General features: G+C 55.7%; 28 protein-coding genes. 11 read left to right on the plus strand and 17 right to left on the minus strand.

Annotation, left to right across the window (positions count from 1 at the left end; translation table 11 throughout):
- Positions 1 to 45: 45 nt before the first annotated feature.
- The gene (locus A3L08_RS00555; RefSeq protein WP_088853193.1) at positions 46 to 1,014 is read right to left on the minus strand and encodes a ribose 1,5-bisphosphate isomerase; all 969 of its coding nucleotides are present in this window, start codon (positions 1,012 to 1,014) and stop codon (positions 46 to 48) included.
- A 240-nt stretch (positions 1,015 to 1,254) separates the two neighbouring features.
- Here A3L08_RS00555 and A3L08_RS00560 point away from each other — a divergent pair, with 240 nt between their 5' ends.
- Both A3L08_RS00560 and A3L08_RS00565 read left to right on the plus strand, forming a co-directional pair.
- The gene (locus A3L08_RS00560; protein ID WP_088854846.1) at positions 1,255 to 2,511 is read left to right on the plus strand and encodes an aminotransferase-like domain-containing protein; all 1,257 of its coding nucleotides are present in this window, start codon (positions 1,255 to 1,257) and stop codon (positions 2,509 to 2,511) included.
- Between the two features lie 81 nt (positions 2,512 to 2,592).
- A complete protein-coding gene (locus tag A3L08_RS00565; protein WP_088853194.1) occupies positions 2,593 to 3,480 on the plus strand; it encodes a gamma-glutamyl-gamma-aminobutyrate hydrolase family protein in 888 nt (295 codons plus the stop codon).
- Here the strand turns inward: A3L08_RS00565 and A3L08_RS00570 are convergent.
- On the minus strand, positions 3,407 to 4,249 hold the full coding sequence (locus A3L08_RS00570; protein WP_088853195.1) for an SPL family radical SAM protein: 843 nt from the start codon (positions 4,247 to 4,249) through the stop codon (positions 3,407 to 3,409). The two genes, A3L08_RS00565 and A3L08_RS00570, sit on opposite strands and share 74 nt — an antisense overlap.
- A 58-nt stretch (positions 4,250 to 4,307) precedes the next feature.
- Between A3L08_RS00570 and A3L08_RS00575 the strand changes: the two genes are divergently transcribed.
- The 3 genes from A3L08_RS00575 (at position 4,308) to A3L08_RS00585 (ending at position 5,786) form a co-directional block, all read left to right on the plus strand.
- Entirely contained in the window at positions 4,308 to 4,718 is a 411-nt protein-coding gene (locus tag A3L08_RS00575) for an OsmC family protein (protein WP_088853196.1), read from the plus strand.
- Between the two features lie 28 nt (positions 4,719 to 4,746).
- A complete protein-coding gene (snatA, locus tag A3L08_RS00580; protein WP_394335132.1) occupies positions 4,747 to 5,400 on the plus strand; it encodes a neutral amino acid NAAT transporter SnatA in 654 nt (217 codons plus the stop codon).
- 104 nt (positions 5,401 to 5,504) lie between these two features.
- Complete coding sequence (locus A3L08_RS00585; protein ID WP_088853198.1) at positions 5,505 to 5,786, plus strand: family 4A encapsulin nanocompartment shell protein; 282 nt, start codon at positions 5,505 to 5,507, stop codon at positions 5,784 to 5,786.
- Here A3L08_RS00585 and A3L08_RS00590 read toward each other — a convergent pair.
- From A3L08_RS00590 to A3L08_RS00615, 6 genes are all read right to left on the minus strand, one after another.
- Positions 5,770 to 6,696, minus strand: a complete 927-nt coding sequence (locus tag A3L08_RS00590) for a triphosphoribosyl-dephospho-CoA synthase (protein ID WP_088853199.1) — start codon at positions 6,694 to 6,696, stop codon at positions 5,770 to 5,772. The genes A3L08_RS00585 and A3L08_RS00590 overlap by 17 nt on opposite strands.
- The gene (locus A3L08_RS00595; protein ID WP_088853200.1) at positions 6,697 to 6,924 is read right to left on the minus strand and encodes a hypothetical protein; all 228 of its coding nucleotides are present in this window, start codon (positions 6,922 to 6,924) and stop codon (positions 6,697 to 6,699) included.
- Between the two features lies 1 nt (position 6,925).
- Positions 6,926 to 7,360 (minus strand): PspC domain-containing protein, encoded by a 435-nt coding sequence (locus tag A3L08_RS00600; RefSeq protein ID WP_198362125.1) that lies wholly within the window; start codon positions 7,358 to 7,360, stop codon positions 6,926 to 6,928.
- 40 nt (positions 7,361 to 7,400) lie between these two features.
- The gene (locus A3L08_RS00605) at positions 7,401 to 8,117 is read right to left on the minus strand and encodes a DUF4097 family beta strand repeat-containing protein (protein WP_088853201.1); all 717 of its coding nucleotides are present in this window, start codon (positions 8,115 to 8,117) and stop codon (positions 7,401 to 7,403) included.
- 140 nt (positions 8,118 to 8,257) lie between these two features.
- Entirely contained in the window at positions 8,258 to 8,758 is a 501-nt protein-coding gene (gene pfpI, locus A3L08_RS00610; RefSeq protein WP_088853202.1) for a deglycase PfpI, read from the minus strand.
- A gap of 71 nt (positions 8,759 to 8,829) precedes the next feature.
- Positions 8,830 to 9,282, minus strand: coding sequence for an Lrp/AsnC family transcriptional regulator (locus A3L08_RS00615; protein ID WP_088853203.1), 453 nt, complete (start codon positions 9,280 to 9,282; stop codon positions 8,830 to 8,832).
- A 123-nt stretch (positions 9,283 to 9,405) separates the two neighbouring features.
- Here A3L08_RS00615 and A3L08_RS00620 point away from each other — a divergent pair, with 123 nt between their 5' ends.
- Positions 9,406 to 10,572 carry an OBG GTPase family GTP-binding protein gene (locus A3L08_RS00620; RefSeq protein ID WP_088853204.1) on the plus strand — a complete coding sequence of 389 codons (1,167 nt, stop codon included), beginning with the start codon at positions 9,406 to 9,408 and terminating at the stop codon, positions 10,570 to 10,572.
- Here A3L08_RS00620 and A3L08_RS00625 read toward each other — a convergent pair.
- Entirely contained in the window at positions 10,569 to 11,054 is a 486-nt protein-coding gene (locus A3L08_RS00625) for a hypothetical protein (RefSeq protein WP_088853205.1), read from the minus strand. The genes A3L08_RS00620 and A3L08_RS00625 overlap by 4 nt on opposite strands.
- A gap of 149 nt (positions 11,055 to 11,203) precedes the next feature.
- Between A3L08_RS00625 and A3L08_RS00630 the strand changes: the two genes are divergently transcribed.
- The 5 genes from A3L08_RS00630 (at position 11,204) to A3L08_RS00650 (ending at position 17,112) form a co-directional block, all read left to right on the plus strand.
- On the plus strand, positions 11,204 to 11,383 hold the full coding sequence (locus tag A3L08_RS00630; RefSeq protein WP_088853206.1) for a hypothetical protein: 180 nt from the start codon (positions 11,204 to 11,206) through the stop codon (positions 11,381 to 11,383).
- The gene (locus tag A3L08_RS00635; protein WP_088853207.1) at positions 11,380 to 12,996 is read left to right on the plus strand and encodes a sodium/proline symporter; all 1,617 of its coding nucleotides are present in this window, start codon (positions 11,380 to 11,382) and stop codon (positions 12,994 to 12,996) included. The genes A3L08_RS00630 and A3L08_RS00635 overlap by 4 nt, the downstream gene beginning before the upstream one ends.
- Before the next feature lie 166 nt (positions 12,997 to 13,162).
- Positions 13,163 to 14,647: an FAD-dependent oxidoreductase gene (locus A3L08_RS00640; protein ID WP_088853208.1), complete on the plus strand. Its 1,485-nt coding sequence runs from the start codon at positions 13,163 to 13,165 to the stop codon at positions 14,645 to 14,647.
- A gap of 2 nt (positions 14,648 to 14,649) precedes the next feature.
- Positions 14,650 to 15,810 carry an NAD(P)/FAD-dependent oxidoreductase gene (locus tag A3L08_RS00645; protein WP_088853209.1) on the plus strand — a complete coding sequence of 387 codons (1,161 nt, stop codon included), beginning with the start codon at positions 14,650 to 14,652 and terminating at the stop codon, positions 15,808 to 15,810.
- Positions 15,811 to 15,873: 63 nt separating this feature from the next.
- Entirely contained in the window at positions 15,874 to 17,112 is a 1,239-nt protein-coding gene (locus A3L08_RS00650) for an MFS transporter (protein ID WP_088853210.1), read from the plus strand.
- On the opposite strand, the gene A3L08_RS00655 is transcribed toward A3L08_RS00650, so the two are convergent.
- From A3L08_RS00655 to A3L08_RS00690, 8 genes are all read right to left on the minus strand, one after another.
- Positions 17,096 to 17,641: an RNA 2'-phosphotransferase gene (locus tag A3L08_RS00655; protein ID WP_088853211.1), complete on the minus strand. Its 546-nt coding sequence runs from the start codon at positions 17,639 to 17,641 to the stop codon at positions 17,096 to 17,098. The two genes, A3L08_RS00650 and A3L08_RS00655, sit on opposite strands and share 17 nt — an antisense overlap.
- A 31-nt stretch (positions 17,642 to 17,672) precedes the next feature.
- A complete protein-coding gene (locus A3L08_RS00660) occupies positions 17,673 to 19,409 on the minus strand; it encodes an endonuclease/exonuclease/phosphatase family protein (RefSeq protein WP_088853212.1) in 1,737 nt (578 codons plus the stop codon).
- Between the two features lie 90 nt (positions 19,410 to 19,499).
- The gene (locus tag A3L08_RS00665; protein ID WP_088853213.1) at positions 19,500 to 20,819 is read right to left on the minus strand and encodes an NAD(P)/FAD-dependent oxidoreductase; all 1,320 of its coding nucleotides are present in this window, start codon (positions 20,817 to 20,819) and stop codon (positions 19,500 to 19,502) included.
- Positions 20,820 to 20,928: 109 nt separating this feature from the next.
- Complete coding sequence (pyrH, locus tag A3L08_RS00670; RefSeq protein ID WP_088854848.1) at positions 20,929 to 21,606, minus strand: UMP kinase; 678 nt, start codon at positions 21,604 to 21,606, stop codon at positions 20,929 to 20,931.
- A gap of 83 nt (positions 21,607 to 21,689) precedes the next feature.
- Positions 21,690 to 22,856 (minus strand): NAD(P)/FAD-dependent oxidoreductase, encoded by a 1,167-nt coding sequence (locus tag A3L08_RS00675; protein WP_088853214.1) that lies wholly within the window; start codon positions 22,854 to 22,856, stop codon positions 21,690 to 21,692.
- The gene (locus A3L08_RS00680) at positions 22,849 to 23,121 is read right to left on the minus strand and encodes a (2Fe-2S)-binding protein (RefSeq protein ID WP_088853215.1); all 273 of its coding nucleotides are present in this window, start codon (positions 23,119 to 23,121) and stop codon (positions 22,849 to 22,851) included. Before A3L08_RS00680 ends, A3L08_RS00675 begins: the two co-directional genes overlap by 8 nt.
- A 5-nt stretch (positions 23,122 to 23,126) precedes the next feature.
- Entirely contained in the window at positions 23,127 to 23,630 is a 504-nt protein-coding gene (locus A3L08_RS00685; RefSeq protein WP_088853216.1) for a 4Fe-4S dicluster domain-containing protein, read from the minus strand.
- A complete protein-coding gene (locus tag A3L08_RS00690) occupies positions 23,623 to 25,068 on the minus strand; it encodes an FAD-dependent oxidoreductase (protein WP_088853217.1) in 1,446 nt (481 codons plus the stop codon). Before A3L08_RS00690 ends, A3L08_RS00685 begins: the two co-directional genes overlap by 8 nt.
- Positions 25,069 to 25,104: the final 36 nt, after the last annotated feature.

The raw sequence follows: 25,104 nt of genomic DNA on the forward strand, positions 1-25,104 counted from the left end.
CACTTTTCACCATCGACAAGACGGGAAATAAAGGGAAGAAGAGCCTCAGTCCTCCCAGGGCTCGCTGTACTTGAGCGCCCAGCCGAACTCCTCCTTGAGTATGTCTATCGCCGCGCTTGGCGGGATTATTCCGCGCTCGGTTATGATGACGTCGACGTATTCAGGCGGAGTAACGTCGAAGGCAGGGTTCCAGACCTCGATGTTCTTGGGCCATGTTTTAAGCTCCTCCTCTGGGATAACTTCCGTCGGGTCGCGCATCTCTATCTCAACCAGCTGGCCGAGCATGGTGTCTGGGTGGAACTTGTAGGTCTCCGCCGCAATCATCGTCCAGACGCGGTGCTCCTTGGCGGTTAGGGCTATCAAAGCCGTTCCGATCTTGTTTATCACGGCCCCGTTGACGGTGATGCTGTCCGCTCCCATCACGACTTTGTCGGTCATCTTCATGTAGTGCCTCGCCGCGCTGTCAACGACGTAGATGACGGGGATTCCGTAGTCGGCAAGCTCCTTGGCGGTTATCTTGCCCTGCCACTTCGGCCTCGTCTCGGTCACGATGACCTTTATGTCCTTGCCCTGATCCCAGGCCTTCTTCATAACGCTCAGGGCCGCTTTGCTGTGGCAGTGGGTCATTATGACGTCGCCATCCTCTATCCTCTTGGCGCCTATCTCACCTATTCTCTCGACCGCTTTCTCCGAGTTGTGGATGAACTCCTTGGCGGCAGTTATGATAACGTAGCGGAGCTCTTCAAGGTCAGCACCGCTTGAGTAGGCCACTTTCCCGCGGTGCATGACGTAACGGAGCGCGTTCGGAAGGGAAACCGCCGTTGGCCTCGTCTCGTAGAGAATCTTTGCCGCCTGCTTCATCTCGTTCCAGAACTCATCGACGTCCTTCGCGGTGCTCTTCTCGGCCTGCAGCTGGAGTGCGTAGGCTGCGGAGCGGGCTATTTTTCCGGCACCGCGTATCCTCATGTCCTTAATCTCCTGGGCTATCTCAAGCACTTCCTTTACCACGGCCATGTTCATCACCTCTGTCGGGTAAACTCTGGTTATGGAGGGAGGGTTTATAGAGCTTTTTGTGTTCACTAATGGAAGTTTAGGTTCGTTTATGTTCAGAAAAAGACGCCGGTGGTAACCTTTACAATTGTAAAGGGGCCCAACGACCATTGCAGAAAGATTTATAACCAATCGCCGCTAACCTTACCATGTATATAGTTGGTTACGTGTCCCGAAGTGTACACCCAAATGGGGGGAAAGAAAGTGGAGGAAAAACTCATGCAAAAGCTCGGTTCAGGCTCACTGGATTTTGAGAGTTACTTCTCAGAAAAAGCCCTGGCGATGAAGGCTTCAGAGGTTAGGGAGCTTCTCAAGCTCGTCGAGACCTCCGATGTTATCTCCCTCGCAGGGGGTCTTCCTGCTCCCGAGACATTCCCCGTGGAGAAGATCAAGAAGATAGCCCAGGAGGTCCTCACGCACCACGCAGACAAGGCCCTCCAGTACGGAACCACCAAGGGCTTCACTCCACTCCGCCTCACCCTCGCCGACTGGATGGAGAAGCGCTACGGCATCCCGACCAGCAAGGTCGAGATAATGATGGTCGCCGGAAGCCAGCAGGCCCTCGACCTCATCGGAAGGACGTTCATCAACCCGGGTGACCTGGTAGTCATGGAGGGCCCGACCTACCTCGCAGCGATAAACGCCTTCAAGTACTACGGCCCCGAGTTCATCAGCATACCAATGGATCATGATGGGATGAGGATTGACCTCCTCGAGGAAAAGCTTGAGGAGCTGAAAAGGCAGGGCAAGCGCGTCAAGTTCGTCTACACCGTCTCGACCTTCCAGAACCCAATGGGCGTCACCATGAGCGTTGAGAGGAGGAAGAGACTCGTCGAGCTTGCCAGGGAGTACGACTTCCTCATAGTTGAGGACAGCCCCTACAGCGAGCTCCGCTACTCCGGTGAGCCGGTGCCGCCGATAAAGCACTTCGACGACGAGGGACGCGTCATCTACCTCGGAACATTCTCGAAGATACTCGCCCCCGGCTTCCGCCTCGGCTGGGTCGCCGCACACCCACACTTCATAAGGAAGATGGAGATAGCCAAGCAGAGCATCGACCTCTGCGCCAACACCCTCGCTCAGGTTATAGCCTGGAAGTACGTTGAGGAGGGCTACCTCGATGAACACATACCGAAGATAATTGAGTTCTACAAGCCGCGCAGGGATGCCATGCTGGAGGCCCTCGAGGAGTACATGCCCGAAGGAGTTGAGTGGACGAAGCCCGATGGAGGAATGTTCATCTGGGTCACCCTTCCAGAGGGCATAGACACCAAACTCATGATGGAGAAGGCGGTCTCAAAGGGAGTTGCCTACGTGCCGGGTGAGGCCTTCTTCGTCCACCGCGATGTCAAGAACACCATGAGGCTCAACTTCACCTACGTGCCAGAGGAGAAGATCCACGAGGGCATTAAGAGGCTTGCAGAGGTCATTGACGAGGAGATAAAGGCCCTCAAGGGCTGAACCCTTCTTTCTTTTATGTAGACCCCCGCCATCAAAAAGCTTTTTACAGCGTTTTCATGAACTTTTTTCAAGGTGGTGTGTATGAAGCCTCTGATAGGTATAATAGGCCAGATGAACCACTCAAAAAACGAGCTCTTTCTCGACCGCACTCACATTGAGAAGATAGCCGAGGCTGGTGGAATCCCCGCGGTATTCAACACAGATGCCTCGCCTGAGGAAGTTCTGGAGCACGTTGACGGCATACTCCTCATCGAAGGGCCCGATGTTCACCCCTACTTCTACGGGGAGGACCCATCGAGCGCGATAAAGTTCGTCGACACCCACCGCGACGAGTTCGAGATAAAGCTCGTTAGGGCGGCCGTCGAGAGGGGTATCCCCATCTTCGGAATCGGCAGAGGCATGCAGGTCATAAACGTGGCCCTCGGAGGGACGCTCTACCAGGATATCAGCGAGATTCCCAAGGCCATAAAGCACGACTGGGAGCTTAAGCTCATAGGCCCGAGCCAGCGTGTCCACGGAGTCAGGATAAAGATGAGCTCCAAGCTCTACGGGATTCTCAAGGACGGGCTGGACATAGAGGGCACCAACGAGGTCTACGTGAATGTCAACAGCTTCCACCACCAGGCGGTTAAGAGAGTCGGTGAGGGGCTGAAGCCGGCCGCTTACTCCGTTGATGGGCTCATCGAGGCAATAGAAAGCGCGGAGGAGACTGAAACATTCATAATCGGCGTCCAGTGGCAGCCGGAGTACCTCCCGGAGATGGGGAGGCTCTACAAGGCCTTCGTTGAGGCGGCGTCAGAGTACCGGGCCAGGAAGTTCGAGCTTGAGAGGAGGAAGATAGAGGTCAAGCTCAGAGAGGAGCTGGTGGAGCCCAGAGAACCCGAAGAGGAAGGGCCTACCGCGGAACCAGATGAGAGCCATCACAGCTTGGAAACGACCGATAGCCTTCACGACACGACCCAAACGTGATTCCCCTCTTCAAGATTTTTCTCTCCGCTTCCCGGAGGATTTCGAAGCGGAGCTCTTGCGGGAGGTAGTGGTATCCTCCTATTCTCTCCCCCTTCTCGTAGAGCGGCCACAGCTTCCCCCTAAGCTCCGGGAACTTGGCAAACATCCTCTTCTTCGAGTCCGCCCTGAGCTTGAGGGTGGAAACCGTTATGTGACTCACAAAGCTTAGGGCGTCGAGCGTCTCATCGAAGTCCTCCCACGTGTAGAAAGGGATTATCGGGTCTATGCGCGCGTAAACGGGAATCCCCGCTTCCTTCGCCTTCTTAAGCGCCCGGATTCTGGCCCTTGGAGATGGCGCGTTAGGCTCCAGCATCCTCGCCTTCCTCTCGTCCACTGTCGTCACGGTTATCCCGACGGCGCACTTCAGCTCGCTCAGTATATCGATGTCGCGCTCGAAGATATCCGACTTCGTGAGGAGCAGACAGCGGACGCCGTATCTCTTGAAGAGCTCCAGCACCTTCCGCGTTACCCCCAGCTCGCGCTCGATGGTCGGATACGGGTCGGAGGAGTAGGAGAGCGCTATGATGTGGCGTTTGTCGAACTTCCTCAGCTCCCTCTCCAGCTTTGACAGAAGGTTCTCCTTGGTTCTTACCCGAAAGGCGTTCGGGATGTAGCTCGTTATGTAGCAGTAGACGCAGGCGTGGTCACAGCCTGTGTAGACGTTCAGCGTGTACTTGAAGGGGCAGGTGCAGAGCTTCGCCTTCCAGGGGTCGAAGGGTCTTACGTACATCACCAGAGGTTTGGGAAATCCCTTTAAATCCCTTCCCGGACTGGTAACGGTGGTGAGAATGTCCGAGCCGGTGAAGGGAAAGGTCGAGTGGTTTAAGGATTATCAGTTCGTAGGGCACATCGAGGGTGACAAATGCTCCGTCATCCTCGGTGAGGGCGGCATAAGTCCGATGAAGCTCCTGCTTTTAAGCGTCGCTGGATGTACAGCCTACGACGTGGTCATGATACTCCAGAAGATGCGCGAGCCGATTAAAGGCTTGGAGGTCGAGATAAGCGGTGAGAGGCGCGAGGAGCACCCGAGGATTTACAGCAAGGTTCACCTGCACTATAAGATACATGGCAATGTAAGCGAGGAAAAGGCGAAGAGGGCGATAGAGCTGAGCCAGGACAAGTACTGCTCCGCAAGCGCCCACATAAAGCTCAGTGGGGCAAAGCTGACCTATTCCTTTGAGATAGTGAGGGAGGATTAGCTTTTTAACTCTTTGTTATCTGGCCGATATGGTGGGCCCCGTGATTGAGTATCTGAAGTATTTCATTATCCTTTATGGTGGTCTGTTCGCGATAACGAACCCGGTTGGAGCCGTGCCTGTTTTCCTGAGCGTCACCCATGACCTCAGCTGGCGTGAAAGGCGCGAGATAGCGACGAAGACCGCCATAGCCGTCGTGGTAACACTCGTCGTCTTCGCCCTCATCGGTGAGTGGATATTCAAGTTCTTCGGCTCAAGCACCGACGCCTTTGCGATAGCCGGCGGCATACTGCTCTTCAAGATGGCCATGGAGATGCTCTCAGGAAAGCTTTCGACGGTCAAGATAAGCACGGAGGAAACTGAGGAGTTCAGCGAGGAAGTGGTCACGCTGGAGGAGGTAGCTATAATACCTCTGGCAATACCGCTCATCTCAGGTCCCGGCGCGATAACAACGGTAATGCTCTACATGGCCAAAAGCCACCACCTCTCCGAGAAGGCCACCGTCATAGCGAGCATCGTGGCGATAGGGCTGACCGTCTGGCTAGTCCTCTGCTCCTCGAACAGGATACAGAAGAAGCTCGGGAGGGTCGGCATCAAGGTGATGACGAGGATGATGGGTCTGATACTCACCTCGATGGCCGTGCAGATGATAATCAACGGCATAAAGGGGGCGTTTGGGCTTTAGAGTCCAACCACCCCGGATTTTCGTCCGTTCTCCCTTTTCCCCTTGGAGTTCTTCAACCGGCACATTTTTTAGTCCAGCGGCCCTAGGTGTCGGTGGTGTTGGAGATGCGCGGCGATCTGATACGGGTTCTAAGCACCGCAGAGGAGAAGGCAAACGAGCTGAAGCTCGACGGATACGAGCCAGACGTGATCCTTCTAGGAAAGGAGGCCTACGATTTCGTAAGAGAGCAGGCCAATGAGGAGTTTGGCGGTGAGGAAGAGGTCTTCGAGCTCTCGGGCCTGAAGGTAAGGGTCGTGGAAGAGCTCGGAAAGGACGCGGTCGTCATAGACAGTAAAACCCTCGGCATGGGGCCCGGAGGGGCCAAGAGGTTTAAAGTCGTCCTATAACCCCCCAAACCTTTCCATTTCGGATTTCCATCCTCAATCCCCGCAGAACGAGCAGACTTAGTGACACCGCCATCACGTCGGCCAGGCTCCCAGGGTTTCTAAGATCCCCCTTCTCCCGCATGAAGGCGTCGAACTCATCGAGAGAGAGCCGGCCTTCGAGGGCTTCTCGGGCCTTCTCCCTGACACGCTCCGCCTCTTCCCTTCCGGCCTTTCTCGCTATTAGGGTATCCTCTCTCTCCGCGAGAAGCTCGAGGAATGCCCTGACAACGGCGTCCTCAAGCGGAAGTTCTTTTATCAGCTCGTAGAGCCTGCCAAAGGTCCCGTAGCTCAGCTCGTAGCCGTTCAGCCACTCGCAGAAGATAAGCTCCCGTTCACAGCTCATCTCGGCGAGCCTGGCGAGGTTGATCCCGTCCTGGAAAAGCTCCCTGAAGGAATCGTCGGAATAGACGTCGTACTTGACGCCGCTGGGAATTCCCTTGGGGTTCGCTATCCTTATCGCCCTGTAGAACTCCATGCTGTCCCTCACGGTCGATTCCTCGAGCAAGAGCCTCGCCTTCTCCCTAGCGTCGAGCATGTTCCTGCCCAGAACCATTCCCATGATGAGCGGAACCGAGAGTGTTATGACGCCGAAGTTCGGGTTCGCATCCTGAGCCTCGCGAGAGGCCTGGACGGCACGCTTTATCAGTTCCCCTATGCCCGCCTCGTTGAAGCCCAGAATTCCCTTCCGAAGGAGCTCAGCCGTTTTAATAGCCTCGTAGTAGACTCCAATGACGGCAGTATCCGCGAAGAGGAAGTTGTAGAGGGTAAGGTCGTCGAAGTCGCGGTAGCGGTTCACGTTTCCGGGTTTTGGAATAGCCGCCTCAAGCAGGGGGCCGAGTACAAAGGCGCGGACTATCTTAAACCTTTCCATTCACACCACCAGGTAGAGCAGCAGGTAAATCAGGTAGATGGCCAGAACGACCCGCCTCGCGGTTTTCCTGAGCATTATGTAGAAGCCGAACGCTATGAGCGTCACTCCCCAGAAGGCGTCCTTGATGTAGGGCGCGTAGGACTTCAGGGGCTCGAGAAACGCCGGCTCGAACTGCTTCAGCAGAACGAGGAGCCCTATGAAGACAAGAAGCACACCAAACCATCTCATCTCAATCCCCCCTCATGAGCAGGATTATACCCACGATCAGGAATACGAGGGCGGCGAGGGTTCTGAAGTTCACCGCGGGCATGAAGAGGGGCATGAATGGCCCGGCCAGGAGAAGGGCCCCGAGGAGTACGAGGACGAGTGCTATCGCCTTTGTGTTCTCGTTTCCAGAGAAAATCTCATCCAACCTGTCGCTCGTCTCGCTGACCACAGCATCGATCCGGTCTGAGAGCGGTTCCTCTGTCCCTTCGCTCCCCTCCTCAGGGATTATCAGGGCCGCAAGGAAGTAGAGCAGCGTCATCGCCACCGGGTTGAACACAAGGAGCACAATGAATATCAGCCTCACGAGGGTTGGATCCACCTCAAGGTGCTCCGCCAAACCACCGAGCACGCCGAGGAAAACCCTTTCCCTTTTCGACCTCACCAGCTTCTTCGCCATTTTTCTCACCTGCATGGAGAAAAGAGAAAGGGCTTAAAAATCATTGCCCGATTCTGACGTCTCCAACGACGTCCGAGACCCTCACGAGCACCGGCATTCCCTCCCCGGAGTGGGTGTTCTCAACGTCCCCCACGACATCTTTAACGCTGAGCTGGACCGAGAAGTTTGCCGGGATGGAGATGTAAACGTCGCCCACCACGTCGCTGACCTCCACGTCCCCCTCCGCGTCTATCGAGACGTCGCCCACGATGTCCTCCACGAGGTACTCCGCGGGGGCGCTGGCACGGACGTCCCCCACCACATCCTTAAGGACCAATCTCGTTGCGTTGACGTCCACCTCGACGTCGCCGACAGTATCTTTAACCCAGATGTCCGCCAGCTTCCTCCCGACCTCAATGACCACCTTACCATCGCGGTAGTCACTGCAGGCGTTGTGTTCGCCGAACCGGAGGAGGCCCCTCTTCCGCTCTGTCGGACAGTACACGGTCAGGAGGCCTCCGGAGTAGTTGGCCTTTACCGGGAGGTTGCTCTTCAGGACTACTCCACTCACGTTTGCTCGGACGATCCGGACGTCCCCAACGGTATCCCTGATGACAACCCCACCGGCATCAAAGGCCCCTAGCTCCTTCAGCGGGCCGGCCTCTTTCCTGTGGGTTTGATACTTGTGGACTATCACCGCGGCCGCTACGGCACCTATGAGGATAACAGCTAGGACGACACCAGCTATAATCGGTAGAACCCCACCACGCCTGAGCATGTTTTCACCCGTTCCTTATACCTGCTTCACCGTATAAAGTTTACGCCCAAAGCTAGTCATCGCACTGGCACTGGACGGGCTTGGAGTGACGGGGAGCTGTAGAAGGGACTCACATGAAAGGAAAAGAAATGTGAAGGGCTTCAGCGAAGGAGCTTCACGAACTCCCTCATCCAGGCGTATAAATCGCCGGGGTGCCTCGAGCTGACCCAGTTGCCGTCGACGACTACCTCAGCGTCGACCCACTCCGCGCCGGCGTTCTTCACATCGTCGCGGATAGTTATAACGCTGGTTCCCTTTCTGCCCTTCAGCACACCGGCTGAGATGAGTATCTGCGGCCCGTGGCAGATGCTGGCGACGGGCTTTCCGTCCTCGAACATCTTCTTAACTATTGAGACAGCCTTCTCGTTGAGCCTCACTATCTCAGGCGCCCTTCCACCGGGAAGGACGAGCGCGTCGAACTCGTCCGGGTCAACCTCGTCAAACGCAAGGTCAACGTTGACGGAGTAGCCGTGCTTGCCCGTTATCTTGCCCCTCTGGAAGCTCACCACGTAGACCTCGTGGCCTTCTTCCTTTATCCTGTGGAGAGGGTAGATCAGCTCCAGATCCTCAAAACCGTCAGCACTCAGAAACAGCACCTTCATGTCGAACACCCCCATAACGTTCAGAGGAAAATAGAAAAAAGTTACTTATAACCCTTTCTGGGCAGAAATGGTCAGAGGGGGAGCTCCGTTACCTCCTTGTGTGCCTTGAGAACCACCATCGTGTGGGTGGCTTCAACGCCCTGGATCTCCCCGATTCTGTCGAGGAACTCGTTGAGCTCGTCACTGCCGCTGGTTCTTATCTTGACCAGCATGTCGTAGTCGCCGGTGGTCTCGTAGATTTCAACTATCTGGGGGTACTTCTTGAGCTCGGTGGCGACGTGGGAGTACATGCCCGCCTTGGACTTTATCAGAATGAACGCCAGTATCTTGAAGCCAAGTGATTCGGGGTCGAGCATCACGGTGAACTTCTTTATTATTCCCTTCTCCCTGAGCTTCTTTATCCTCTCGTAGACCGTCGATTCGGCCAGTCCCACTTCCTTGGAGATCTCGCGGAGGGGCGTTCTGCTGTTCTTCTGGAGTATCACAAGGATTTTCCTATCCACCTCGTCCAAACCCGTTCGCATGATCTTCACCGCCTGTAAAAAATTTTCGAAGGATTATATAAATTTTGCCGATTTGGAGAACCATACTTTTATAAAACGCCGCCCATCTTCTAATTCAGGACTTTTGGGAGGGGAGGGTCAGCGATGCCAACGAACGTAACGGCAGAGTACCTAGCGGCGGAGGAGGAGTACAGGAACGCGAAAACTATTCCCGAGAAAATTCGCGCCCTTGAGAAGATGTACGCCACCGTTCCGAAGCACAAGGGCACCGAAAAGCTTAGACTTCAAATAAAAAGGAAGCTGGCGGAGCTCAGGAAGGAGCTTGATAAGCAGCGCCAGATGAAGAAGGGCGGTGGCGGGCCGTCGCTCGCTGTGAGGAAGGAAGGTGCGGCGCAGATAGTTCTCGCGGGGCTTCCAAACGTGGGGAAGAGCTCCCTCATGAAGGCACTCACAAACGTCGATGCCGACGTGGCCGACTACGCTTTCACGACGGTGGAGCCCATTCCAGGCATGATGCACCACAAGGACGTTCAGATCCAGCTCGTCGAGGTTCCTGGGCTGGTTGAGGGCGCCGCCCTTGGGAAGGGCATGGGGCCCCAGCTCCTGAGCGTCATAAGAAACGCCGATGCAATAGCGATCGTCGTTGACCTCTCCAGGGATCCGGTTAAGCAGATGGAAATTCTCCTCAAGGAGTTTGAGAGGGCGGGAATAAAGGTCAACAAGAGGAAGCCGAGGGTTGAGATAAAGAAGACCGCGATGGGCGGAATAGTCATCAACGGCCAGGAGAACATCAAAGGCGATATCCAGGAAGTCATGAAGATGCTCCGAGAGGAGAGGATTCACTCGGCAGAGATAACCGTTAAGGAGCCTGTAACGCTGGAGGAGATAGCCGACGCTCTCGATGAAAGCCTCGTCTGGCGCAGGGCGATAATCATAGCCAACAAGGGGGATGCCCCCGGCAGCAAGGAGAACTACGAGCGCTTGTTGAAAGCCTACGGTGACCGCTTTAAGATAATCCCCGTCTCCGCTAAGCGGAAGATACAGCTCGACAAGCTGAAGGACGAGCTCTACGAGCTGGCTGGAATAATCAGAGTTTTCACGAAGAGCCCCGGCGAAGAGCCGGCTTATCCGCCGGTGCCGCTGAAGAAGGGCTCGACGGTTATGGATTTAGCCGAGAGAATCCACAAGGACTTCGCCAAGAATTTCCGCTACGCTCGCGTCTGGGGCAAGAGCGTCAAGTTCCCGGGCCAGCGCGTTGGAGCCGACCACGTGCTGGAAGACGGTGATATAGTGGAGATCCATGCGCGCTAGCGGCAGAACGGCCCCTTACAGCTTCTCCCGTTCTTTCCGACCATTGCGCTCAGGGAATACTCCTTCCCGTCAAGGCTGTCCATGATCAGCTTCTCCCCGTTCCTTTCGTATATCCAGAAGACCTTGTAGGCCATCTCCTCTCTCACGACCTCTATCCTGGGGAGCCACCAGGAGACGACGCGGGAGTTACCCCATGTTATTGCGCTCTCAAAGGCCTTCTTCTCTGCCTCCTCGTAGTCCACAAGGGGCTCCATGAGTTTCCGCTCATCAACGTTCCACTCTTCAAGGGGTATGAAATCGTCACCTCTCTCGGCACCGAGGCGGTAGAGGTCAACATAGGCAAAGTAGTCCATAACCTTGTCCTTCATTCCAAGGCGCCTGTAAAATAACCTTAGGTGAAAGATGTGATATGGGTAGAGCACGAAATCCCTCTCCTCTGTGTAGGGATGGAATATTGGGCGCATTACTTTAACCTTGATCATATCAAACACCGTTACAAATTGCTTTAATTGGGTTTCCTAACTTCAATTAGGGTTTTTCACTCTTAGTTTAAAACGATATGTTTATAACTTTTTGGCAACAATATACAGTGCTGACCATTGGCTAGCATATATATACAGGGGGTTTCAATATGGGGCTTAGCGGTGCAGCTTGGGCAACTCTGTTGGTTCCAACGATTTTGGGTTTTTTGACGATGGTTCTCTATGGCTACTGGGACAGAATAACGGGGAAGGAGTACTACGTTGACGAGGAGATTCTCGCATACGACGAAGACCTGGTTGAAGAGCTGAAGAAGGAGGGTAAGCTATGAACGCGGGAGTGCTCTTTGGTTTTCTGGTGTATCTCGCCCTCCTGGCTTATATCGGCTGGTGGGCCAATAAGTACACCAAGACCGAGGACCAGTATTTCGTTGGGGGTAGAAAGGTTCACGTCTTAGCCGCTACCCTCTCGGACAAGGCGAGCGACTTCTCCGGCTGGCTGATGCTCGGCTATCCCGGAAGCGCCTTTAAAGCCGGTTTAGGGGCGTTCTGGGCTGGAATAGGCTGTCTATTTGGTACACTGGCTGATTACGTCCTCATAGGTCCAAGGCTTAGAATATATGCAGGTAAATTCAGGGCCATCACCGTCCCAGACTACCTTGAGGCTCGTCTTAAGGACAACACCAAGCTGATAAGAATCCTTAGTGCCCTGATAATCATCATCTTCATGACCGCCTACGTCGCGGCACAATTTACAGCGGGAGGAAAGACCTTTGCGGAGGGCTTTGGCGTAAGCGTCAACACGGGAATACTCGTAACCGTCATCATCCTCACGGCATACGTTATCACCGGTGGGTTCTTTGCCGTCGTCTGGACGGACGTCGTTCAGGCCCTCTTCATGCTGCTGACCCTCATAATAGTGCCATTCCTCGCCCTCGCGAAGATCGGCGGGCTAGATAAAGCCACGGACATAATAGCCTCCGCCGACCCCACCAAGCTCCACCCCTTCGGAGGGGCTACCGGCTGGGCGGCGATAATCTTCGCAATAGGATATGCTTCGTGGGTAGTCGGCTACCTCGGACAGCCGCACATAGTAACCCGTTACATGAGCGTTGAGGACCCGAGAAAGCTCAGAAGGCCGGGTATCTTCATCAGCGGTATCTGGACAACCATCGTTCTGTGGGGCGCCTTCTTCGCTGGATTCCTCGGCTTTGCGCTCTACCAAGCAGGGATGCTCAATGTCAGCGACCCCGAGAGGGTTATCCCGGCAATGGCGGTTGAGCTCATGCCGAGCTGGATAGCCGGTTTCGTCATAGCCGGTATCATCTCGGCCGTCATGAGCACCGCCGATTCCCAGCTCCTCGTGGCTTCTTCGGCCATAGCCAGGGACTTCTACCACAAGGTTCTGGGCAAAGAGGTCGGCAAGAAGCAGATGGTCAACATATCAAGGCTGGTCGTCTTTGGCGTTGCCCTTGTCGGCCTCTGGTTCGCCATCAGCGGGCCGAAGGTTATCTATCAGATGGTCGCAACCGCGTGGGGAGGTTTGGCCGTCGGTTTCGGTCCAATACTCACACTGAGCCTCTGGTGGAAGCGCGTTACCAAGGAGGGTGGAATCGTAGGAATGGCCTACGGTCTGGTCAGCGAGGTCATCTTCGAGGCCAAGATATACGGCTGGGCATTCACCAAGGACGCTCCGGGCATATGGGGCACCATAGGCGGCTGGTTCCAGGACGTCCCGGTGTTCTTCATCAACTTCTTCATAACGCTCTTCATCATCATAATCGTCAGCCTCCTCACCAAGCCGCCGGAAGATGTGGTCAAGCTCCACGAGGAATTATTCAGGAAGGTGCCCATCGAGACCGGCAGGAAGAGCATCACCGAGACCAGGGCCAAGAGCCAGGTCGAGAACGTCGCCGAGTTCATCATAGCCAAGGGGCTCGCCTGATTTTTGCCCCTTCTTATTTTTGGTTTCCCCGGCCGTCTTCTGTCTAGTGTTTTGAGTCGTCGAGATACTGAACCGAAGGTCCAAAAACCATTCTTGGCCAGCTTAACATTTATAAACATCGGTGTATAAGGAAGAGCGCCGATTGTAAAATTTTCGAGGTGGGAGCATGAGACCGCTCGACCTGACCGAGAAGGACCCTTCTAAGAAAATCACGATTTATTTTGAGGGGAAGCCCTACAAGGCCTACGAGGGTGAAAAACTTCCTGTTGCTATGCTAGCCAACGGCATTTACTGGCTCACAACGAGCCTTCAGGGGAGAAAGAGGGGAGCATTCACCTTCGGGCCGCTCCCGGTGACGGTAAACGGGGTGAAGAACGTCAACGGAAGGAAGCTCAAAGTTAGGGACGGCATGAGGGTTGAGAGACAGAACTACGGCGAGTTCCAGGAGGCCGTTGAGGTAGACGGGGGCAAGGAGCCGCTCAGGGAAGTGGTGGACGTTGCGGTCATAGGTGGGGGGATAGCAGGTATCGGCGCCGCTCTCGAAGTGCAGGAGCACCTCACCGTGGCGTTAATAGAGGAAAAAGGCTGGCTCGGGGGCCTCATGTTCATTGAGAGCGTCCCCCAGGGTGGCTTTGATGAGGAGCCGAGGAAGGTCGTGAAAAAGCTAACCTCAGAGTTCAACGAAAACGTCAGGGTCTTCACCGGCACCACCGCACTCGGGATCTTTGATGAGGGCGAGTACTTCCTAGTTCCAGTTGTCAAGGGTGACCAGCTGATTGAAATAATGGCCAAGCGGGTTGTCCTCGCCACCGGTGCCGTTGAGAACATAGTCCTCTTCGAGAACAACGAGTTCCCGGGTGTCTTCAGGCTGGACTTTGCCCTCGAGGTTATCAACAAGTGGGGCGTCGCCCCCGGTAAGCGGGTGGCGGTCGTAGGTAGAAAACCAGAGAGGATAATCCCGGAGCTTGAGAAGTGGGGCATAGAGTACGTGGTCGTTCCCAATCCCAAGCGCGCCGAGGGTGGGGAAAGGGTCGAGAGGCTCATAGACATGAACGGGAACGTATACGAGGTCGATGCCGTCATAGTCAGCGACTACCGCATTCCGGACATAAACCCCGTGACCCAGGCCGGAGCGAAGCTGAAGTTCAGGTACGGCTACTACGTGCCCGTCACCGATGGACAAAACCGCATAAGGGACGGAATCTACGTCGCCGGAAGCGCCGTGAGCATAAAGCCCCACTACGCCAACTACCTTGAGGGCAGGCTCGTTGGTGCCTACATCCTCAGGGAGTTCGGCTACGATGCCAGCCCAGCGGTTTACAGGGAGAAGCTTGAGGAGTACGAACCCGAGAGCATGCCGAGGTTCACCCTCAGCCTGGGGGATATGAACCTTGAGGACGTGCAGATATGCGGCTGCGACGTTAACCTCAAGAAGGTAGACGACGTTGTAAAAAGCGGCATAACCGATCTGCAGATCATAAAGAGGCTCACGCACCTCGCTATGGGATTCTGCCAGGGACGCTTCTGCCTCTTCAACGGGGCTCTGCTCGCCTCCCAGAGGACTGGAACGCCCATGGACAAACTCGATATCCCGGTCGCGAGACCGCCCATAAAGAACGTCAAGATGAAGGTCGTCGCGAGGGGGGAGTGAAGATGCCGACGAAAACTCTCCCAGAAAAGAGTGAGATAACGGTCATAGGCGGCGGAATAGTCGGAGTCACGATAGCCCACGAGTTAGCTAAGCGCGGGGAAGAGGTTACAGTTATAGAGAAGCGCTTTATAGGCTCAGGTTCAACCTTCCGCTGCGGGACGGGCATAAGACAGCAGTTCAACGACGAGGCCAACGTCCAGGTTATGAAGCGCTCCGTTGAACTCTGGAAGCGCTATAGTGAAGAGTACGGCTTCCCCTTCGAGCAGACAGGTTATCTCTTCCTTCTCTACGACGATGAGGAAGTGGAAGAGTTCAAGAAGAACATCGCGATACAGAACAAGTTCGGTGTTCCCACGAGGCTCATAACGCCGGAGGAGGCAAAGGAGATAGTGCCCCTCCTGGATATAAGCGAGGTTGTCGCTGCCTCGTGGAACCCCACAGATGGAAAGGCTGACCCCTTCCATTCCACAGCCAAATTCGCCCTCCACGCTGAAGAGTTCGGGGCGAAGCTCGTGGAATACACGGAAGTGAAGGACTTCATTGTTGAGAACGGCGAGATAAAGGGCCTGAAAACGAGCAGGGGAACGATAAAGACCGGCATCGTCATCAACGCCACCAACGCCTGGGCCAAGCTCGTCAACGCGATGGCGGGTATAAGGACAAAAATCCCGATAGAGCCCTACAAGCACCAGGCCGTCATTACACAACCGATAAAGAAGGGCGCGGTTAAGCCGATGGTCATCTCCTTCCGCTACGGCCACGCCTACCTCACGCAGACCGCCCATGGCGGCGTAGTTGGCGGCGTTGGCTACGAGGAGGGGCCGACCTACGATTTAAACCCCACGTACGAGTTCATGCGCCAGGTGAGCTACTACTTCACCAAGATAATCCCCGCTCTGAGGGAGCTCCTCATCCTGAGGACGTGGGCCGGTTACTATGCCAAAACACCCGACAGCAACCCGGCCATAGGCAAAATCGAGGAGTTGAGCGACTACTACATAGCGGCTGGCTTCAGTGGCCACGGTTTCATGATGGCTCCAGCGGTAGCGGAGATGGTTGCCGACTTGATAACGAAGGGCAAGACAGACCTCCCGGTTGAGTGGTACGACCCGTACCGCTTCGAGCGTGGCGAGCTGCGCGGCCAGGCCCTCCAGATGGGCTGACTCCAACTCTTTTCTTATCCTTTCGACGGAAATTTTATAAAGCCCCCATCGTTCTTTCGGCTGATGCCGAAGCGTGAAAGGGTCGTCATCCAGGGAAAGCGTGAGAGGACTCTAAAACTCAAAAAGCTCAGGGTTAAGCGGAGAAACATTTTGATTCTGGCCATAGCGATGTTTATCGCAAACGTCGCCTTCGGCATGGCATTTCCCTATCTGAGCGTCTACATGAGCCTCCTCGGCGCGAGCATGTTCATGGTTGGCCTTCTCAGTGTCGCCTTCAACCTAACTTCCACTGTTTTTCAGTACCCCTTCGGCTGGCTTTCCGACTCAACCGGCAACAGAAAGGCCTTCATAGCCTTTGGGGCGGCCTCGATTGGAGTTTTCTACACTGCAATAGCCTTCGTCAACTCTGCAACCGGTGTTTTAATTCTGAGGACCCTCCAGGGCGTTTTCGGCTCGGCAATGACGCCCGCTCACTCGGCCCTCATTTCGGAGCTTTCAACGAGGGCTGGCTCGATATTCGGCCTCTTCAACTCGATAGAGAACGCCGGTTACATGGTGGGCAACTTTCTGGGGTCATTCGTCGTCGAGTACCTCGGCATAAAAAGCGTTTTCGTCATCGCTGGCTTTCTGCTCTTTCTCTCCGCGGGTTTGGTTCTTTTGATAAGAGAGAGACCGAGTGGAAAACGTTCCATCCTTGGCATGATACTCGTCCAGGAGGGCAGGGAAAGCTGGCGCGCGACCGTTAAGGGCTCGGCCTTTAAAGAACTCATGCGCGGCCACCTTGGCCTGTTCTACGTTACGGTTTTTCTCGTCATGATAGCGAGCGGGCAGTTCTACAGCGTCTCATCGGTTTACTTCAAGGAGACCTTCGGCGAGTGGAGCGTTGGGGTTATTTTTGGGGTTGAAAGCCTTGCCGCGGCCTTAACCGGCTACTTCCTTGGAAGGCTGATAGACAGGTACGGTGCCAAGAGGTTCTACCTGCTGGCCATAGCGGGCTACGGCCTGGCCTTCCTGCTCTATGCTTTCGTTAAAAACGTCTGGCTCGTCTTTGGAGTGGCTTTCCTCTCCGGTGTGAAGTGGATTCTGACGATAAACTCGACATCAGCCTACGTCGCCCAGAACGTTAAGGTTAGCGAGAGGGCCCAGGGAATGGGCCTGCTAAACGCCATGATGAGCCTTGGCTGGGTAGTGGGGCCGTTAATCGGAGGTTATCTAGCGGGGATAAGCTTTACTCTGAACTTTCTCAGCACGCTGGTTCCGCTGGGGCTTGCCTTCCTGCTGGCGCTCAAACTTCAAGAATGATGCAGTCCGGGGGAACCCCCTTTACTATCCTCACGTTCTTCCCTGCTTTGAAAATCCTCAGCCCATTTCTCCTCAGGCAGTCGGCATCTGTAATGAGCAGAACCACGTCCCTTCCATGTCTCCTACCTGTTTCGAGGGCCTCGCTTTTGCTCGTGCTGAGGTGGACGAACTGCCGTTTCATCGGCTTCAGGCCCTCTCTGAGAATGGACGGTAGGTTTCTTCTTGGAGTTCCATGGTAGAGAAAGCGGCTTTCAGTGTCTTCCTCGTGGTTCAGACTTACCGGAAAGCTGTGCCCGTAGCGGGCGCGGATTCTATCTCCCTTGATTTCGTAGCGGCCCTTCGGGTCGTTCGCAACGATATTGCGCACGAACTCTTCGTCAACGTCTGGATAGACCGTGTTTAATGCCTTTAAAAGCTCTCCTAGGGGAACGAAGCCCTCCACGTCCGGTTTTAGCCCGAACTCCTCCGGAGAGTGCCTCAGAATGTAGGCCATCAGTTTGCTGACCCTTGTCCTCGTTGACCACTTCATGGTGGAAAATTAAGAAGAAAGGCTAAAAAGCTCACGGAATCTCCACCAGCGCCCACACTGGCCTGTGATCCGACACTTCAACATCACAGAGGCATCCGTAGTCCTTCACTTCCGCGGGCCAGTCCTTTTTGAGGAGGATGTAGTCTATGTTCTCGATATCTACATCTCCCCAGTTGAATGTGTATGGCGGCCTCTCCTCGAAGGCATCGCGGTAGTCGCGCGTGAGTATCTCTATGGCCCTCTCGTCCGGCTCGGCGTTGGTGTCGCCCGCTATGATCTGGGCGGCCGGTGAGGCTTCGGCAAAGCTGAGCAGCTCTTCCGCCTGCATCGCGCGCTCTTCCTCGCTCAGCCCCATGTGGACGTTGACGAGAGTAATTCCGAGCTCCTCTATTGAGACTTTCTGGGCGGGCCTAGCCTGGCCGATGCTCTTAAGGTTGAGCTCACCTTCTGTCTTCATGTGCCAGTGGGAGAAGACCGCTATGCCATAGGTTCCCTCAACGGCGGGATTATACTCGTAGGCGTAGCCGAGGTATGCTGACATCATCAGCGGCACGTCCTGGTAGCCGTTCCCTATCATCCCACCAACGACCTCCTGGGCGGCCCAGACGTCCGGTTTCTGCTCCCTGATGAGGTTTACAAGCTCGTAGCCGTTGAAGGTTCCATCGTACGGCCCGAATCCCTGGTGGACGTTGTAGGTCCAGATTAGAACTTCCTTCTTTGCCGGCTCGTAGCTCGGGCCCGCGTTGAAGAGCGCCAGCACTATGGCGGCCACTATTACAAGACCGGCCAGGGAGCCTGCGATCTCCTTTACACTTGGAAGCTCGACCTCAACGTTCCCTTTATAGGCGCTCAGAGCGTAGACTACCGACGCCGCCAGAATTAGGGCTTCAAGCCTGTCCTCCATAAACGCCAGACCTATGTCCCTCCCGACGTAGGCTCCGAGGGCTAGAGTGGCCATAAGGAAGAGGTAGACGGCCCCGATGACGCCGCCCCTGCTGCCCTTCGCGCTTTCAAGGAGCGCCACTGTCGAGGCGAGCGCCAGAGGAAGGCCTATGAGGCCGGCCGGCTTCACGAAGAGTGATGCCGATCCGAGAACCAGCAGGGTGGCGGCGAGGCCCGGCCTCTTCGACAGGTACGGGCCCAGTAGGATCGCCAGAGCGACCACGAAGGAGAAGCCGACGAACTGAGGCAGATAATAGACGTTAAAGCCGGAGTAGCGCATGATGGCGTTCGGGTAGATAAGGCCCAGCTCGAGCAGAGCCGCGAAAGCGTAGAGGCCGAAGCCGGGTTTTTTCAGCGTTCCGGGTTCTCTCCAGAGGGCGTAGGCCCCGAGGAAAAGCAGCAGCGCAAGGATAGCCCTCGTGTGCGGGAAGTCAATGGGTTCGCCCCCCACGGCCAGGACGCGGAGGCTCAGATCGGCCACGAGGCCTATGGCAAGATACCTCACCTCGACCTCCTTGACCAGTGCAAGGGCCACGGGAAGGGCAAAGGCCGCTATGAGGTGAGTGTACTCCGTTGCGTCTGTTGCCAGGGAAGCGAGCGCATAGAGGGCCATGATGGCCGCTCCGGCCTTTCTGCTCATCCTCCCGACGAGGAAGGCCGCTATGATGAAGAGCAGTATGCCTGCTCCCGAGGGGAAGTTCACCCCATAGAAGAACGTTTTTTCAAGGCTTGAGTAGGCGCCGGCCACAAAGACTCTCAGCGATGAGGCCAGAAGAACTCCCGCCCCGAGTCCCAGCAGGATTTTATCCCTCTTCTCTATTCTCATGGCTGTCATCACCTAAAACTCAAGTTGCCGGAAGAACACTTAAACTTTGTTGATGTTTCAACGGCATAATAGAAGAAAAGAAACGGAAGCTCAGCGGAACTTCCTCATCGCCATCTCAGCTGCGACCGTTATCGGATCAATCGTCGGGCTTATCGGTGGGGCGTAGGCCGTCTCAAGGTAGGCCACATCCTCCACCGTCGCATCCTTCTGCGCCAGGGCTGAAAGCGTCATTATCCTGCCCCAGACGCGCTCACCGCCGACTATCTGCGCTCCTATGAGCTTTCTGTCTGACTTCCTGAAGATTAGCTTGACGGTTATGGGCTTTCCGCCGGGATAGTACTCGGGCTTGGTCGAGCCTTTGAACTTGCCAGTAACTATCTCGATGCCCTCTTTCTTCGCCCTCTCCTCGGTGATTCCAAAGGTGCCGATTTCGAGGCCGAACAGCTCAGTTATTGCCGTGTTGAAGACGGGCCTGAAGGAAACGTCTTTGCCCGCTATGTGCTCTGCGGCAACTTTGGCCATCCTCACGGCCGAGGTTCCGAGCTGGCTGAGGGTTCTTTGTCCGGTAACAGCGTCAATAACTTCCGCACAGTCGCCTATCGCGTAGATGTCCGGGTCGCTCGTCTGGAGGTGCTCGTTGACGACTATTCCCCTGTTGACTTCAAGACCGGCCTTTTTGGCCAGATCAATGTTCGCCCTGACGCCGGTGGCAACTAAAACGAGGTCTGCCGGAACTTCCTCTTCGCTTATCTTAACGGCTCTGACCGGGCTTCCTATTATCTCGCTCACGCCGACGCCGAAGCGGAATGAAACGCCGTGCTTTTCCATCTCGGCCTGGACGAGCTTCGCGGTATCTTTGTCAAGCATCGTGGGCATTAGGCGATCCATCAGCTCAACGACGAGAACCTCCATGCCTAGCTTGGCAAAGGCCTCGGCCCCTTCGAGGCCTATTAAGCCGGCACCAATTACGACGGCCTTCTTCGGCTTCCTCTCGGCGATGTAGGATTTAATCCTGCGCACGTCGTCGAGGCTCTTGAGGGTGAAAACACCTTCGTTCTCAACACCCTTTATCGGAGGGACGAAGGCCTTCGAGCCAACAGCCAAGACGAGCTTGTCGTAGGGGACCTCGCCCTTATCGGTTATCACGACTTTCCTCTCGCAGTCTATCTCTTTAACCTCTGTGTTGAGCATGAGATTGATCTTCTGCTTCTCGTAGAACTCGTTCGGGAAGACGATGACATCTTCGGGCTTCTCAATCGTTCCGCTTATCACATGGGGGAGCGCGCACGGTGAATACTGCATAGTTGGCTCCTTCCCAATGACGGTTATCTCGGCCTTCCTGTCGAGCTTGCGCATGAAGAGGGCGAAGTTGCTCCCGGCTGTACCAGAACCGACAACCACGATTTTCATGTACACCACCGGAGAAAGAAGGGGGAAGAGGTATAAAAAGGTGGCTTTCGTGAGAGGGGATTAAATCCCAAAGCTTTGCGGAGAAAAGTTGGCAAAGAGAAAGTAGCAATTAAGGCTCCACAACAGTCCCGCTGTGCCTGCCTTTTACCACGTCAAAGAGGTGGTAGGCGTCCTCCTTGCCGACGATGTAGGTCCTTATCCTTCCGCGCTGGATGAACTTGGCAGCGAGGGCATCAACGACGCCGCTTCCTCCCGCTCTGCTCTCAGCCTCCATCGCTATATCAACGAGCTCCTCCGGGGTTATTCTATCGAGCTTCTTAGCGTTCGGGTTCTTCCTCGGGTCGGAGTCGTAAACCCCGTCGACGTTGGTGACGACCACTAGAAGGTCGGCCTGAAGGTACTCCGCGAGAAGAGTAGCGACGGCATCGGTCGTGTGGCCCGGGTGAGTTCCGCCCATTATCGGTATCTTCTTGAGCTGTATCACTTCCCAGGCCTTACGGAAGTCCTGGATTACGAAGGGATAGGCCTTCTCGCCGAGCGCCGCTATGAGGAGCATCGCGTTGGCCCTCGTGATGTGGATTCCGATGTAGTCCTTGAAGGTCTCGTTGGGTGTGAACTCCTTCGCGGCCTTGATGTACTTCCTGGCGACTTTACCTCCGCCGACGACAACGGCCACCTCGTGGTCCTCGCTTATCTTGACGAGCTCGTACGCTATCGCCTTGATAAAATCGATGTCCGGATCGTCCGGGACCAAAACAGAGCCGCCTATGTCGAAGACTATCCTCATGATGACCCTCACGGTGTTAACCGGGGCCCCTTTATAATTTTTTCTTGCCGTGGGGGTGGCAAAAATTGTAAAGGAACAGGGCATCACCCTATCTGAAATGCACTGGAGCGGAGCTCTCCGCGCCCGAAGCGGTAGGGGTCGTACCACTCCCAGTCGAGGGGAACCTTTGAGCGCCCCTTGGCTATAAGCTCTGCCATGGCCTGAGCAACCGCGGGCGCCATCATGAAACCGTGGCCTGAAAAGCCAGCGGCAATGTAGAAGTTGTCGAGGAGTTTCCCTATCGCGGGGTTCTTGTCCGGAGTTTTAGCGTAGAAGCCCGCCCACTGGCGGACGATGTGGGCATAGCGGAGCGGCGGCGCTATCATCGTGGCGTAGCGGAGAACGCCGCGCAGGAAGTCGTAGGTCGGCTCGTAGTCGTCTAGGCTTTTTGCCCTGTGCTCTATCCCTGCGCCGCAGATTATTCCCCCGTCCTCGCCGTCCTGGATTATGTAAGCGTCGTCCCAGCTCGGCGGGCAGACAAGCGGCTCCGCCTGACCCCTCTCAAGAGGTTCCGTCTTGACGAGCTGGTGCTTGTAGGCGGTTATCGGCACGAGGTCGCGCTTCAAACCCGCCATCTCGTTTATGAGCGGCGCCCAGGCGTTGGCCGCGTTCAGAACGGCATCTACCTTAACGCTCTCGACCTTCCCGTTGCTCCTGAACTTCACAGCAGTTATAACATCCCCCTCGTGCTCGAAACCAACCACCTCGGTGTGCTCCCTCGCGTCAACGCCGAGTTCCTTGGCCCGGAAGAGGTAGGCGAAGAGCGTCTTGAACGGGTTCGCCTTGCCGTCCTTGGGATTCCAGGCCCCAGCCAAGAATGGTTCGGTGTTGAGGATCGGGACTATCTCTTTCGCCTCGTCCATGTCTATGAGCCTCGTAGGAACGCCAAATTTGTTCTGGAGCCGGATGTTGTTTTTGAAGGCTTCAATCTCTTCCTCACTCGTCGCGAGGAAGAGGTAGCCAGTCTGCCTGAAGTTGATGTCAAAGCCAAGCTCCTCCTCAAGCTTTTCCCAACGCTCGACCGCATACTTCATGAGCCTTATGTTGGCCTCATCTGTGAACTGGGCCCGGATTCCGGTGGCACAGCGGAAGGTCGAGCCGGAGCCGAAGTAGTTCTTCTCGAAGAGAATGACTTCTTCTCCGAGCTTCGCAAGCTCGTAGGCGGTGGCAACGCCGATTATTCCGCCACCGATTATCGCGACCTTACTCATCGTCACCACCCACCAGCACCTCAACGCGGACTGGCCTTATCGGGACTCTGGCCCGCGGGAGGGGAATCTCGTCGGGTTTCTTGCCAGTTTTCCTCGCTAGGATCGCCATCACGAGCGGTATGCACGTTCTCCCCTGGCAGGGCCCCATCCCTATGCGGAGGAGGCGCTTTATCTCCTCGATATCGGTGACGCCCTCGTCTATGAGTGCCTCGATTTCCTCTACCGTTACGTCGTTGCAGCGACAGATGATCACCTTTCCGGACATTTTGATCACCTCTCCACCTTAACCGCCCTGACGTCCCACGCCAACTCAATCGGCACCTCGACGGTGATTATCGGCGTGTCCCCCTTCGTCTTCTCCCTTGGGACGACGGTGAGAACCTTTCCCTTCCCGACGGGTTCTCCAACGCGGTTGAGGAGAACCACTTCCTCCCCTCTCTCCGGGAGCGGCAGAAGCTCGTGAGGCATCGTTATCCTTGCCTTATCGCCAACGTAGTGCACCATGAAGAACGCCAGCCCGGGGCATATCTGGACGCAGAGGGAGCATCCTATGCACTTCTCATAGTCCACTATGGGTATGTCGTTCGGCGTGGGCATGCTTATCGCGCCGGTCGGGCATATCTCCCTGCAGGGTGCGCAGGGTATCTCCTGGGGACACTCCGGGACCGCGACGGGTCTTGCCCCCAATCTTTCCTCGCTCGGCTTCGGAATTATCTCAAAAAGCTCCTCGGGCGTTATGTATCCCCTCTGAAGGTAAGGAGGAATCTCAGACATTCCCACCGACCCCCGCAAGAAGCTTCCTTATTCCCTCAGCGACGTGCCTTCCGAAGGGCCCGGAGCGGAACTCCTCGAGGTCGCGCTGGGCCCTCTCTATCTCCTTCACCCAGCTCTCCTCAGCTATTCCCAGCCTCAGGGCGGCGGCTATGCCGGCTATCTTGCCTTCAAGCATCGCCGTTGTCGCTTCTTCTATTCCCGCCGTGTCTCCGGCAACGAATATTCCCCTGACCGTTGTTTCCATCCACTCATCGCGAACCGCTACGTGGCCGCCGAGCTCGCGGACGAACCTTATCTGGCACCCTGCCTGATGGAGGAGCTCTATGCTTGGCCTCAGCCCAACGGCGAGGGCTATCACATCCACGTCGAAGACCTTCTCCGTCCCGGGTATCGGCTTCCAGTTCTCGTCGAGTTGGGCTATTACAGCCCTTTCAACCCTCTCCTTCCCCTCGGCGCGCAGGATTGTGTGTCTCGTGAGGATTGGGATTCCGAGGCGCCTCACCTTGGCAGCATGCACAAAGTAGCCGCCGACCTTTGGCATCACCTCAACTATCGCTTCAACTTCAACGCCGGCCTGTACGAGCTGGTAAGCTAGGATTAACCCGACGTTTCCGGCACCGACTATCAGAACCCTGTCGCCCGGCTTTACCCCGTAGGTGTTCATCAGCGTTTGAATCGCCCCGGCACCGTAGATTCCGGGCAGGTCGTTGTTCTCGAAGGGTATCATCTTCTCCATAGCGCCGGTGGCCACTATAAGTGCCCTTCCCCGGAACTCCATGAGTTCCTTGTTCTTCCTCACACAGAGGACGAGCTTTTCATCCCCCTCCTGGAAGATGCCCACTGCCGAGGTCTCGAGAAATACCTCTATGTTATCCCTCTTTCTGACCTCTTTCTCCAGAATTTTCGCTATCTCCACTCCTCTGACGCCGGCGAACTGCTCCCTCTTCCCAAAGAACTTGTGGGTCTGCTTAACGAGCTGTCCTCCGAGCATGGGGTTTTCGTCGAGGAGAACAACGCTTGCCCCCGCATCGGCCGCGTGTATCGCCGCCATCAAACCGGCGGGCCCGCCGCCGATAACAACTATGTCCGCCTTCACAGCCTTCGCGTCCCTAAACTCCGGGGGTTTGGCCTCTTTGGGCAGCTTTGCCTTTCCCCTCTGGGGTTCTATCCGCATTCCGCCCTCCACGAGGGTTATGCACGTCCTGACGTTTGGTATACCGTTGACTATCATGAGGCACGAGGAGCACTTCCCGATGGCGCAGAAGAGCCCCCTGGGGCGCTTTTCGTTGGCAGAATAGTTCAGGACCTTTATTCCTGCGGCGTGGAGTGCCGCGGCGATGGGTTCTCCCTCATAGGCCTTCACTGGTTGCCCGTTGAAATATATAGTGACCTCTCTGCCCCGTTTAAATCTCAGAAGTGGATGTTCATTAAGGCGCATTGGACGTCACCCATGAACAAGTTGGTGGAGAACCTT

This window comes from Thermococcus pacificus (genome assembly GCF_002214485.1).
In the GTDB taxonomy this organism is placed as follows: Archaea; Methanobacteriota_B; Thermococci; order Thermococcales; family Thermococcaceae; genus Thermococcus; species Thermococcus pacificus.